This is a genomic window from Micromonospora sp. NPDC023888 (genome assembly GCF_040639415.1).
Classification (GTDB): domain Bacteria; phylum Actinomycetota; class Actinomycetes; order Mycobacteriales; family Micromonosporaceae; genus Micromonospora.
In genome coordinates, this window is the sequence record NZ_JBEZZW010000004.1 from 162,881 (window position 1) to 174,749 (window position 11,869).

Sequence of the window (11,869 nt, forward strand, 5' to 3'; positions counted from 1 at the left end):
CCGCCGCTGGGCGGAGCTTCAGCGCCGCCGTGCCCGCAGCACGACCGTGCGGTACGGCAGCTCCACTGTCGCGCGCCCGGCCAGGTCGGGATGGGCGGACAGGAGCTCCCACAGCTCCTGGTCGATCGTCTCCCGCCGCTCGGCCGGGGCGGTGAGCCAGTACGAGCGGGTGTGCAGCATCGAGACGAGCTCGTCCGGCGTGAGCGTGGTGTGGTGGGTGAACTCGCCCAGCTCGATCGGCTCGAAGGCGGGGCCGAAGTCGGTGTATTTGTCCAGCACGCTGCCGCTGCTGTCCCCCATGTGTGCGATCCGGCCCAGCTCGGCGACCCACTCGATCCGATCGTCCCGAAGGTTCCAGATGGGGGCGAACGTCCCGCCGGGCCGGAGCACCCGCGCGATCTCGGCGTGCGCCCGCTCCCTGTCGAACCAGTGGTACGCCTGCCCCACCACCACGGCGTCGGCGACCCCGTCGGGCAGGGGCACCGACTCGGCGCCGCCGGCCAACGCGGTGGTGCCGGGGGTCGTGGCGTCCAGTTGGGCGCGCATCTCGGGGTCGGGCTCCACCGAGGTCACCTGGTGGCCGAGGGCGAGCACCCCCCGGGTGAGGATGCCGGTGCCCGCGCCCAGGTCGACGACCCGGGCGGAGCCAGCCAACCCGTCGAGCGCCCACCGCACCGCCTCCACCGGATAACGGGGCCGAAACCGGTCGTAGTCGGCAGCCGCCGCGCCGAACGAGAGCGCCTGAGTGTGATCCACCATGGCGGGCAGGTTATCCGATAACGACCACCTGGGCGCTTGAGTACGCTCGGGCCTGACCCCCGTAATCTTCGTGACGAGGAAGCGTGCCGTGAGCGAGCAGAACGCCGTGCCAGTCGACCCCGCCGACGACCTTCCCGAGCAGATGAAGGTCCGCCGGGAGAAGCGGGACCGGATGCTCGCCGAGGGCGTCGAGCCCTACCCGGTCGGCTTTCCCCGGACGACCACCCTGGCGCAGGTCCGGGCCCGCTACGCCGACCTGCCGACCGACACCGCTACCGGCGACCAGGTCGCGGTCACCGGCCGCGTGATCTTCGTACGTAACACCGGCAAGCTGTGCTTCGCGACCCTGCGCGACGGCGACGGCACCGAGTTGCAGGCGATGCTCTCCCTGGACCGGGTCGGGCCGGAGCGGCTGGAGGCGTGGAAGCGCCTTGTCGACCTCGGCGACCACGTCGGCGTCACCGGCGAGGTGATCACCAGCCGCCGGGGTGAGCTGTCGGTGCTGGCACAGCAGTGGGAGATGACCGCCAAGGCGCTGCGACCGTTGCCGGTGGCCCACAAGCCGCTCTCGGAGGAGGCCCGCGTCCGGCAGCGCTACGTCGACCTGATCGTCCGGCCGCAGGCACGGGAGATGGTCCGTACCCGAGCCGCCGCGGTGCGCAGTCTGCGCGATTCACTGCACGGGCAGGGCTTCATCGAGGTGGAAACGCCGATGCTGCAACTGCTGCATGGTGGCGCTGCGGCCCGACCGTTCGTGACCCACAGCAATGCGTTGAACACCGATCTGTATCTGCGAATCGCTCCGGAACTGTTTCTCAAGCGCGCCGTGGTTGGCGGCGTCGACCGCGTCTTCGAGATCAACCGCAACTTCCGTAATGAGGGTGTCGACTCTTCGCACTCGCCCGAGTTCGCGATGCTGGAGACGTACCAGGCGTACGGCGACTACGACACGATCGGCGAGCTGACCCGCAATCTCGTGCAACAGGCCGCGATCGCGGTCAGCGGTTCGACGGTGGTGACCCACGCCGACGGACGGGAGTTCGACCTGGGTGGTGAGTGGCGGTCGGTGACACTCTTCGGCGTGCTTTCCGAAGCGCTCGGCGAGGAGGTCACGGTCCGCACCGACCGATCCCGCCTGGTGGAGTACGCGGACAAGGTGGGATTGGCGGTCGACCCGAAGTGGGGGCCGGGCAAGCTGGCCGAGGAACTGTTCGAGGAGTTGGTGGTCCCCGGCCTGGTGGCACCCACCTTCGTGCGGGACTACCCGGAGGAGACCAGCCCGCTCACCCGGGCCCACCGCAGTGAGCCGGGGCTGGCCGAGAAGTGGGACCTCTACGTGCTCGGCTTCGAACTGGGCACCGGATACTCCGAGCTGGTCGACCCGGTCGTGCAGCGGGAGCGGCTGGTGGCCCAGGCGCAGCTCGCGGCCCGTGGCGACGACGAGGCGATGCGTCTCGACGAGGACTTTCTCCGGGCGATGGAGTACGGAATGCCGCCGGCCGGCGGTATGGGAATGGGAATCGACCGCCTGTTGATGGCCCTGACCGGCCTCGGAATTCGGGAAACGATCCTCTTCCCGTTGGTCCGCCCGGAGTAGTCCCGCCCGGCTCGTCCCACGCCGTAACAGCATCCTATTGACGCGGCAAGCAGTGCGGGGGTTATTGTGCTCTCGTTAGCAGGAGTGCCCTGCTCGAAAGGAATGTGGGACGTGGCCAAGCAGATCATTCACAAGCTGGTCGATGACCTGGACGGCGGGGACGCGGACGAGACCGTCAAGTTCGCCCTCGACGGCGTTCAGTACGAGATCGACCTGTCGAGTGCCAACGCCGCTAAATTGCGCGACGCTTTTGCCTCGTACGTGGGCGCCGGCACCAAGGTCGGCCGGGGCGGCGTGGTGATCGGTGGACGGGCTGCCCGCGGTCGGGGCGGCGCGACCGCCGATCGGGAACAGAACAAGGCGATCCGGGAGTGGGCCAAGAAGGCCGGCAAGGACATCTCGGACCGGGGTCGTATCCCGCAGGAGATCGTTGACGAGTACCACGCGAAGCGCTGATCCATCAGCGGTTGGTGGCGAGTCGCCACCGCAGGCGACACCGACGCCGGGCCGGAGCAGTTCTCCGGGCCGGCGTCGCCGTGTCCGGGGGGCGGGTGGGAAGAATGCCGTACCCGCCGGCGTTGTCCACAACCAGTGGAGCAACCATCCACAGCCTGTGGACAACCTTCCCCAGGGGTGGGGCGCGGCGGTCGTCGCGACCCTGGTTCCCCCTCCGAGGGCTTCCGCGGCGCCTCCGAGGCCCGGATCGGGCTCCGGTCGTGCCAGTCGGATTTCGCTCTGCGCGTAGCGACAGGACTACCGGAACACCTCCTGAGCGCGGACGGTTGTCCAAAACGACGTGCAACCGACCCAGACCAGAGACACACGACCTCAGCCAAGTCGGTAAGCGACGATAGAGTAAGGAGGCACGGACGCCCGTCCCGGACGTTCGTGCACCGGCCCCGCCAAGATCTTGACCATCAAGGCGCACGGCACGTGAGGAGCACGAGGGCATGTTCGAGCGGTTCACCGACCGAGCGCGACGGGTTGTCGTCCTGGCCCAAGAAGAGGCCCGGATGCTCAACCACAACTACATCGGTACGGAACACATCCTGCTGGGCCTGATCCACGAAGGTGAAGGCGTCGCGGCGAAGGCCCTGGAGAGCCTCGGCATCTCCCTGGAGGGCGTCCGCCAGCAGGTCGAGGAGATCATCGGCCAGGGCCAGCAGGCGCCGAGCGGGCACATCCCGTTCACGCCGCGGGCCAAGAAGGTGCTGGAGCTGTCGCTGCGCGAGGCGCTGCAGCTCGGCCACAACTACATCGGCACCGAGCACATCCTGCTCGGGCTGATCCGCGAGGGCGAGGGCGTCGCCGCCCAGGTGCTGGTCAAGCTCGGCGCCGACCTCAACCGGGTCCGCCAGCAGGTGATCCAGTTGCTCTCCGGCTACCAGGGCAAGGAGCCTGCCGCGGCGGGCGCCGCGCCGGGTGAGGCCGCGCCGTCGACCAGCCTCGTGCTGGACCAGTTCGGTCGCAACCTGACTCAGGCCGCCCGCGAGGGCAAGCTCGACCCGGTCATCGGGCGCGAGAAGGAAATCGAGCGGGTCATGCAGGTGCTCTCCCGCCGTACCAAGAACAACCCGGTCCTGATCGGTGAGCCCGGCGTCGGTAAGACCGCCGTGGTGGAGGGGCTTTCCCAGAAGATCATCAAGGGCGAGGTGCCCGAGACTCTCAAGGACAAGCAGCTCTACACGCTCGACCTCGGTGCGCTGGTCGCCGGTTCCCGCTACCGCGGTGACTTCGAGGAGCGCCTCAAGAAGGTGCTCAAGGAGATCCGCACCCGCGGCGACATCATCCTGTTCATCGACGAGATCCACACCCTGGTGGGTGCGGGTGCCGCCGAGGGCGCGATCGACGCCGCGAGCATCCTGAAGCCGATGCTGGCCCGTGGTGAGCTGCAGACCATCGGCGCCACCACGCTCGACGAGTACCGCAAGCACCTGGAGAAGGACGCCGCTCTCGAGCGCCGGTTCCAGCCGATCCAGGTGGGTGAGCCGTCGCTGGCGCACACCATCGAGATCCTCAAGGGCCTGCGCGACAGGTACGAGGCGCACCACCGGGTCTCGATCACCGATGCCGCCCTGGTGGCAGCCGCGACGCTGGCCGACCGGTACATCTCCGACCGCTTCCTGCCGGACAAGGCGATCGACCTGATCGACGAGGCCGGCGCCCGGATGCGGATCCGTCGGATGACCGCGCCGCCAGACCTGCGTGACTTCGACGAGCGCATCGCCCAGGTGCGTCGCGACAAGGAGTCCGCGATCGACGCTCAGGACTTCGAGCGCGCCGCCCAGCTGCGCGACAAGGAGAAGCAGCTCCTCGGCCAGAAGGCTCAGCGGGAGAAGGAGTGGAAGGCCGGTGACCTGGACGTCGTCAGCGAGGTCGACGACGAGCAGATCGCCGAGGTGCTCGGCAACTGGACCGGCATCCCGGTCTACAAGCTGACCGAGGAGGAGACCTCGCGCCTGCTGCGCATGGAGGACGAGCTGCACAAGCGCGTCATCGGCCAGGAGGACGCGGTCAAGGCGGTCTCGAAGGCGATCCGGCGTACCCGGGCCGGCCTGAAGGACCCGAAGCGCCCGTCGGGCTCGTTCATCTTCGCCGGTCCGTCCGGTGTCGGTAAGACCGAGCTGTCCAAGGCGCTCGCCGAGTTCCTCTTCGGCAGCGAGGATGCCCTCATCCAGCTGGACATGTCCGAGTTCCACGACCGTTACACGGTCTCCCGGCTCGTGGGTGCCCCTCCCGGCTACGTCGGCTACGACGAGGGCGGGCAGCTTACCGAGAAGGTGCGGCGTCGGCCGTTCTCGGTGGTCCTCTTCGACGAGATCGAGAAGGCCCACCCGGACGTGTTCAACACGCTGCTCCAGATCCTGGAGGACGGTCGGCTCACCGACGGTCAGGGTCGGATCGTGGACTTCAAGAACACGGTCATCATCCTGACCACCAACCTGGGCACCCGTGACGTCGCCAAGGCGGTGTCGCTGGGCTTCCAGCAGTCGGAGGACTCCGAGTCCAACTACGACCGGATGAAGCAGAAGGTCAACGACGAGCTCAAGCAGCACTTCCGGCCTGAGTTCCTCAACCGGATCGACGACACCATCGTCTTCCACCAGCTGCGTCAGACCGAGATCCTCTCGATCGTGGACATCATGATCCAGCGGATCGAGGGCCAGCTGCGCAACAAGGACATGGGTCTGGAGCTGACCGACAACGCCAAGAAGTACCTGGCGGCGAAGGGCTTCGACCCGGTGCTCGGTGCCCGTCCGCTTCGTCGCACGATCCAGCGCGACATCGAGGACAACCTCTCCGAGCGGATCCTGTTCAACGAGCTGACCCCGGGTCAGATCGTCGTGGTGGACTGCGAGGGCGACCCGAACGACATCGACAAGTCCAAGCTCGTCTTCCGGGGCGCGGACAAGCCGGTCGAAGTTCCGGACGCCGTGCCGGCCGACCTCGGTGGCACTGCCGCTGGCACCGCCGCAGCGGCTACGGACGAGTAGCACAACCAGCAGCAAGGAGGCGGGGCCTCGGTGGCGTGAGCCATCGGGGCCCCGCCTCGTTGTGCTATCCCAGCAGGTCCCATGCGCCTGGCCGCGCCTTCCCACAAGATCTGCACAACATCGGGGAAAGTGCTGCCTCCGGGCGTCCGGAGGCAGCAACTTCCCTGATGTTGTGGGCGCAGGCAGGGCAGGGCCCGTGGGACAGGCCCGGTGGGTCAGGTGGTGAGGTCGGCGGTGGGGAGGGACGGGCCGTCGCCGGTGAGGCGGAAAGAGTCGGCGCCGGCCGCTTCGACCAGCCCGTCCTGCACCAGGCCGGCCAGGGCTCGGGCGCGCTGCACGTCATCGGTCCAGACCTGGTCCAGCCGTTCGTGCGGCACCGGACCGGTGGTTTCCCGGAGCACCCCGAGCAGCAGGCCGCGTACCTGTCGGTCGGTGCCCGCGTACCGCTGGGGTTTGCGGGTTGGCCCGGTTGGGGCCTCCTTGCCGGAGGCCCGCCACGCGCAGATCGACTCGACCGGGCAGGCCGTGCAGCGCGGCGACCGGGCGGTGCAGATGACCGCGCCCAGTTCCATGAACGCGGCGCTGGCCAGCGCCGCCGCGGCCGGTTCCGTCGGGAGTAGCTCTTCGGTGGCGACCAGGTCGGCTGGTCGGGTGACCGGCCCGGCGTCCGCCTCGCCGGCTATCGCCCGGCAGACCACCCGGCGCACGTTGGTGTCGACCACCGGGTGCCGCTGACCGTATGCGAATGCGGCCACCGCCCGTGCCGTGTACGTGCCGACTCCGGGCAGGGCCAGCAGTTGCTCCAGGCGGTCCGGCACCTGGCCGCCGTGCCGGTCGACGATCGCGACCGCGCATTCCCGCAGGCGGACGGCCCGACGGGGGTAACCGAGTCGTCCCCACATCCGGATCGCCTCGGCGGGGCTGTCCGCCGCCAACGCGGCCGGCTCCGGCCAGCGGGCCAGCCACGCCTGCCAGGCCGGCACCACCCGGACCACGGGTGTCTGTTGAAGCATGACCTCGCTGACCAGGATGGCCCACGGGCTGGTGCCCGGCGCGCGCCACGGGAGGTCACGGGCGTGTTGCTGGAACCATCGGCTGACCGCTGTGGCGAAATCGGGTTGAGTCATGGCGTCGTCGATGATGTCACGCGCCGGGGTCCCGCTTGGTGGGCGGCTCGGGCGGGGTGTGCCGGCGGCGTCTTCCGGATCGGAGAGAATGCGCGGATGAACGAGCTCGCGATCACTGTCATCGGTCGGGACCGGCCGGGCATCGTGGCCGACGTCGCCGAGGTGCTGGCTCGACTGGGCGCGAACCTCACCGACAGCACGATGACGCGGCTGCGGGGGCATTTCGCGATGACCCTGATCTGCACGGGGCCGGCCGCCGCCGAGGTCGAGGCCGCGCTGGCGCCGCTGGCCGCCGAGGGCCAACTGCTGGCGACGGTACGCGCGGTCACGCCCGACGGGGAGGTGCCCGTGGCGGGTGAGCCGTACGTGCTGGCGGTGCACGGTTCGGACCGGATGGGCATCGTCGCGGCGATGACCCGGGTGCTTGTCGGCGCGGGCGGAAATGTCACAGACCTGAGCACCCGGTTGGCGGGTTCGCTCTACGTGGTGCTGGCCGAGGTCGAGTTGCCGGCCGGCGTGGCTGACGCACTTGCGGACCGGCTGCATCGGACGGCTGCCGACCTGGGCGTGGAGGTCACGCTCCGACCGGCGGACCCGGATCTGTTGTGAGCGGCGGGGAGAGCGTGCCGGACGCCGAGGCGTACGCCGGTCTGGGCGGCTGGACACCGGAGGCGCTTGTCGTGTCGGGCGCGGTGCGGGCGGTGTTGTCCGCCCCGCATCCGGTGCTGAGCCGGGCCGCCGGAGAGGTCGACCCGACGGCGGACGAGACGGTCCAGCTCGCGGCCGACCTGGTCGCCACGATGCGGGTTTCGCCGGGCTGTGTGGGGCTGGCCGCGCCGCAGGTCGGGGTGGGTGCTCGTGTCTTCGCCGTCGACGTGACGGGGCACCCGAAGGCGGTGACGGTGCACGGGACCTTCGTGTTGTGCAATGCCCGCGTGGTGGAGGCGACCCGGTGGAAGCCGGGCCGGGAGGGTTGCATGTCGGTGCCGGATCTCACCGGTGACGTGAAGCGGGCCAGCCGGCTGGTGGTGGAGGGTGACCTGCCGGGCACCGGCGGGCCGGTCCGGTTGGTGACCGACGGTTTCGAGGCGCGGGCGTTGCAGCACGAGATCGATCACTGCTCGGGGTTGCTGTTCCTGGACCGGGTGGCCGGCGCGCACGCCGTCTATCAGCGCAAGGTCTACCTCTGAGCGGGTGCCGGACGATGGGGTTGTCCGTCCTGAGTGGAGGGTTGGGTCCGCGTCCCGGCGGGGCTCCGGCGCGTCGCAACGCACCGGGGGGCACAGCGCGGCTACGGTGGGGGGCATCATGCGTCTGACGGTCGGCCCCCTGCCACCCGCCGTGTACTGGCGGCGTCGCGTCGTCGTACTCGGAGCGGGGCTTCTCTTCCTGATTGTCCTGCTGTATTCCTGCACCGGCTCGGGTCGCTCCGACGACGACGACCCGAATGCGGCCGGGTCGTCGACGGCCACGCCCACCGGGGCGGCCGGTCCGGGCGGGCCGGTGCTGACGCCACAGACCGGGACCCCGTCGCCGCCCGCGTCCGCCGAGGCGGGCGCGACGGGCGCGACGACCCCGAGCCCCGCGATCACCAGCAACGAACCTCCGCCGGGCGCGGTGGGCGGTTCGGTGGACGACGGCACCTGCACCGACGCGGAGATCCGCGTGGTCTCGATGGCGAGTCCGGCCTCGGTCCAGCGGGGGGCGGTCGTCGACCTGCAACTCAAGATCAAAAACACGTCGGACCGGACGTGCAGCCGCAACGTCGGCGCCGACCTGCAGGAGATCTTCATCAAGTCCGGTGCCGAGAAGATCTGGTCCTCGGACACCTGCGGCAAGGTCCAGGGCTCGGACGTGCAGTCCTTCACCCCGAACTTCGAGCGCTCCTACGAGGTGGCGTGGAACGGGCGGGACACCAGCCGGTGTGACAGCAGCGGGTTGGCCGCCGGGCCGTTCCCACCGCTCGGCTCGTACGAGGTGTTCGCCCGGGTCGGCACGAAGCTCAGCGCGCCGGTGAAGCTCACCGTCACCGGCTGAGCCGGATCAGACGTACCGTTCCAGGATCGACGCCTCGGCGAGCCGGGACAGCCCCTCACGGACGCCGCGCGCCCGGGCGTCACCGACCCCCTCGACGGCCTGTAGATCCTCCACTGTCGCGCCGAGCAGCCGTTGCAGGCTGCCGAAGTGCACCACCAGGCGGTCGACCACCGCCACCGGCAGCCGTGGCACCTTGGCCAGCAGCCGGAAGCCGCGAGGGCTGACCGCCGCGTCCAGTGCGTCGGACGCGGCCGGATAGCCGATCGCCTTCGCCACCGACACCAGATCGATCAACTCGGTGGCACCGAGCAGGTCCAGTTCGACAAGTGCCTCGTCCAGGGTGCGCGACTTGCGGCCGACCGGGAGGTAGTCCCGGATGACGAGAGTGCGGTCGGCGTCCACGCCGGCCATCAGCTCGTCGAGCTGGAGGGCCAGCAGACGGCCGTCGGTGCCCAACTCGACCACGTAACCGGCGATCTCGTCGGCGATCCGGCGAACCATCTCCAGGCGCTGCACCACGGCCACCGCGTCCCGCACGGTGACCAGATCCTCGATCTCCAGTGCGGAGAGCGTGCCGGAGACCTCGTCCAGCCGGAGCTTGTAGCGCTCCAGGGTGGCGAGCGCCTGGTTGGCGCGGGAGAGGATCGCCGCCGAGTCGTCGAGCACGTGCCGTTGGCCGTTGACGTAGAGGCTGATGATCCGCATGGACTGGCTTACCGAAATGACCGGGTAGCCGGTCTGCCGGGCCACCCGCTCGGCGGTGCGGTGCCGGGTGCCGGACTCTTCGGTCGGGATGGACGGGTCGGGCATCAGGTGCACGGCTGCCCGGACGATCCGGGTGCCGTCGCTGGAGAGCACGACGGCGCCGTCCATCTTGCACAACTCCCGGACCCGCGTCGCGGAGAACTCCACGTCCAGCGGGAAGCCGCCGGTGCACAGGCCCTCGACGACCTTGTCGTAGCCGAGCACGATGAGCGCGCCCGTACGGCCGCGCAGGATGCGCTCCAACCCGTCGCGCAGGGCGGTGCCAGGGGCCATCAGGGCGAGGTTGGCGCGCAGTGGGTCCCCGGCGCTCCCGGCGGCTCCCGCCGTCACGCTCACGCTGATCGGGCGGGCGGGCGAGCCCACGGCGCCGGTGCGGGCCTGGGGCGGCGCGCCGGCTGGCTTGGTGGTATCGCGGTCGATCGGCACGGACACAGTCTACGGACTGCCGTGCGGTGGGTGCTGTCGTGGTTACTGTGATGTGTCACGATGCGGCCCTTCCAACCCGTTTCCCGCTTGCGACGTGCTGTCCGGTTTTTCCGTCTGCGTCGGCACGGTGGGTCACTCGGCGGACGCGCGGGCCGCGTGGTGCAGTGCCGAACGGACGTCCGTGACCTCGGTCACCCGCATCTGCTCGGGGCCGGCGCCGGTGCTGGCCGGGCCGCAACCGGGCGGCACCAGGGCCATCTTGAACCCCAGTCGGGCCGCCTCGGCGAGCCGGCGCGGCACCGCCCCGACCCGGCGCACCTCGCCGGTCAGACCCACCTCGCCGATCGCCACCAGATGCGGCGCGATGGCCAGGTTGAGCCCGCCGGAGGCGACCGCCAACGCGACCGCCAGGTCTGCGGCCGGCTCCACCACCCGGATGCCGCCGACCGTGGCGGCGAAGACCTCCCGGTCGTGCAGGGTCAGCCGCTCGGTGCGCCGTTGCAGCACCGCGAGCACCATCGCCAGTCGCGCCGAGTCGAGGCCGGAGACCGTGCGGCGGGGAGAACCGGCCACCGTCGCGCCGATGAGCGCCTGCACCTCGGTGACCAGGGCCCGCCGCCCCTCCATCGCCACAGTGACGCAGGTGCCCGGGACCGGCTCGGAGTATCGGGTCAGGAACAGCCCGGACGGGTCGGCCAGGCTGCTGATCCCGCCCTCGTGCATCTCGAAGCAGCCGACCTCGTCGGCCGCGCCGAACCGGTTCTTCACACCGCGCACCAGGCGCAGCGAGGAGTGCTTGTCACCCTCGAAGTGCAACACCACGTCGACCAGGTGCTCCAGCACCCGAGGCCCGGCCACCTGGCCGTCCTTGGTGACGTGCCCGACCAGCACGGTGGCGATGCCCCGCTCCTTGGCGATCGAGACCAGCGCGGCGGTGACCGCGCGCACCTGGGTCACCCCGCCGGGCACCCCCTCGGTGCCGGTGGTCGAGATGGTCTGCACCGAGTCGAGCACCAGCAGGCCCGGCTTGACCGCGTCGAGGTGACCGAGCACCGCCCCCAGATCGCTCTCCGCCGCGAGGTAGAGCTGGTCGTGCAGGGTGCCCATCCGTTCGGCACGCAACCGCACCTGACTGACCGACTCTTCCCCACTGACCACCAGCGACGGGCTGCCCGAGCCGGCCGCCCACTGCTGGGCCACGTCCAGCAGCAGGGTCGACTTGCCGACACCGGGCTCGCCGGCGAGTAGCACCACGGCACCGGGCACCAGACCGCCGCCGAGCACCCGGTCGAGCTCACTCACCCCGGTGGGCACGGCGCGGGCCGGGGCGGCGCTGATGGTGGCGATGGGCCGGGCCGGCTCGGCCGGCATCCGGGAGCTGACCACCCGACCGGCCACGGTCGGGCCGGTCACCGTGCTCTCGACCACCGCGCCCCACTCCCCGCACTCCGGGCAACGCCCCACCCACTTGGGCGGCTGGTGCCCGCAGGCGTCGCACTCGTAGGCGGGACGCGGCTCGCGGGCGGCGGACCGGCCACGGGCGGCACCGGCAGTGCCGCTACGCGAAGGGGTCGATCGGGAGGTGGTCACATCAGGACGCTAGCCCTCTCGTACGACGAAAACACCCCGGCGTGGTGGTCACCACGCCGGGGCGTCTGTCGATG

General features: G+C 70.3%; 10 protein-coding genes. 6 read left to right on the forward strand and 4 right to left on the reverse strand.

What is annotated here, in order from left to right:
• Positions 1-18: 18 nt before the first annotated feature.
• A complete protein-coding gene (locus AB0F61_RS05290; protein WP_357803488.1) occupies positions 19-759 on the reverse strand; it encodes a class I SAM-dependent methyltransferase in 741 nt (246 codons plus the stop codon).
• Between the two features lie 88 nt (positions 760-847).
• Between AB0F61_RS05290 and lysS the strand changes: the two genes are divergently transcribed.
• The 3 genes from lysS to AB0F61_RS05305 all read left to right on the forward strand — a co-directional run bounded on the left by lysS (position 848) and on the right by AB0F61_RS05305 (position 5,850).
• On the forward strand, positions 848-2,356 hold the full coding sequence (lysS, locus tag AB0F61_RS05295; protein WP_357803490.1) for a lysine--tRNA ligase: 1,509 nt from the start codon (positions 848-850) through the stop codon (positions 2,354-2,356).
• 111 nt (positions 2,357-2,467) lie between these two features.
• Positions 2,468-2,812, forward strand: a complete 345-nt coding sequence (locus AB0F61_RS05300; RefSeq protein WP_110563841.1) for an Lsr2 family protein — start codon at positions 2,468-2,470, stop codon at positions 2,810-2,812.
• Between the two features lie 494 nt (positions 2,813-3,306).
• Entirely contained in the window at positions 3,307-5,850 is a 2,544-nt protein-coding gene (locus tag AB0F61_RS05305) for an ATP-dependent Clp protease ATP-binding subunit (RefSeq protein ID WP_357803493.1), read from the forward strand.
• A gap of 215 nt (positions 5,851-6,065) precedes the next feature.
• Here the strand turns inward: AB0F61_RS05305 and AB0F61_RS05310 are convergent, their stop codons facing one another.
• Positions 6,066-6,977 carry an A/G-specific adenine glycosylase gene (locus AB0F61_RS05310; protein ID WP_357803495.1) on the reverse strand — a complete coding sequence of 304 codons (912 nt, stop codon included), beginning with the start codon at positions 6,975-6,977 and terminating at the stop codon, positions 6,066-6,068.
• A 96-nt stretch (positions 6,978-7,073) separates the two neighbouring features.
• Between AB0F61_RS05310 and AB0F61_RS05315 the strand changes: the two genes are divergently transcribed.
• The 3 genes from AB0F61_RS05315 to AB0F61_RS05325 all read left to right on the forward strand — a co-directional run bounded on the left by AB0F61_RS05315 (position 7,074) and on the right by AB0F61_RS05325 (position 9,014).
• Complete coding sequence (locus AB0F61_RS05315) at positions 7,074-7,586, forward strand: ACT domain-containing protein (protein ID WP_357803497.1); 513 nt, start codon at positions 7,074-7,076, stop codon at positions 7,584-7,586.
• Positions 7,583-8,167, forward strand: a complete 585-nt coding sequence (locus AB0F61_RS05320; protein ID WP_357803499.1) for a peptide deformylase — start codon at positions 7,583-7,585, stop codon at positions 8,165-8,167. Before AB0F61_RS05315 ends, AB0F61_RS05320 begins: the two co-directional genes overlap by 4 nt.
• Before the next feature lie 118 nt (positions 8,168-8,285).
• Positions 8,286-9,014, forward strand: a complete 729-nt coding sequence (locus AB0F61_RS05325; protein ID WP_357803501.1) for a hypothetical protein — start codon at positions 8,286-8,288, stop codon at positions 9,012-9,014.
• Positions 9,015-9,020: 6 nt separating this feature from the next.
• Here AB0F61_RS05325 and disA read toward each other — a convergent pair whose 3' ends face one another.
• Together disA and radA are read right to left on the reverse strand one after the other, a co-directional pair.
• The gene (disA, locus tag AB0F61_RS05330) at positions 9,021-10,205 is read right to left on the reverse strand and encodes a DNA integrity scanning diadenylate cyclase DisA (RefSeq protein ID WP_145778622.1); all 1,185 of its coding nucleotides are present in this window, start codon (positions 10,203-10,205) and stop codon (positions 9,021-9,023) included.
• A 132-nt stretch (positions 10,206-10,337) separates the two neighbouring features.
• Positions 10,338-11,795: a DNA repair protein RadA gene (gene radA / locus AB0F61_RS05335; protein ID WP_357803504.1), complete on the reverse strand. Its 1,458-nt coding sequence runs from the start codon at positions 11,793-11,795 to the stop codon at positions 10,338-10,340.
• Between the last annotated feature and the right edge of the window lie 74 nt (positions 11,796-11,869).

Excerpts from the sequence above, each read along its gene's own strand:
- AB0F61_RS05305 (WP_357803493.1), top strand. The coding sequence starts at position 3,307 with ATGTTCGAGCGGTTCACCGACCGAGCGCGACGGGTTGTCGTCCTGGCC.
- AB0F61_RS05290 (WP_357803488.1), bottom strand. The coding sequence starts at position 759 with ATGGTGGATCACACTCAGGCGCTCTCGTTCGGCGCGGCGGCTGCCGAC.
- AB0F61_RS05315 (WP_357803497.1), top strand. The coding sequence starts at position 7,074 with ATGAACGAGCTCGCGATCACTGTCATCGGTCGGGACCGGCCGGGCATC.
- AB0F61_RS05325 (WP_357803501.1), top strand. The coding sequence starts at position 8,286 with ATGCGTCTGACGGTCGGCCCCCTGCCACCCGCCGTGTACTGGCGGCGT.
- AB0F61_RS05310 (WP_357803495.1), bottom strand. The coding sequence starts at position 6,977 with ATGACTCAACCCGATTTCGCCACAGCGGTCAGCCGATGGTTCCAGCAA.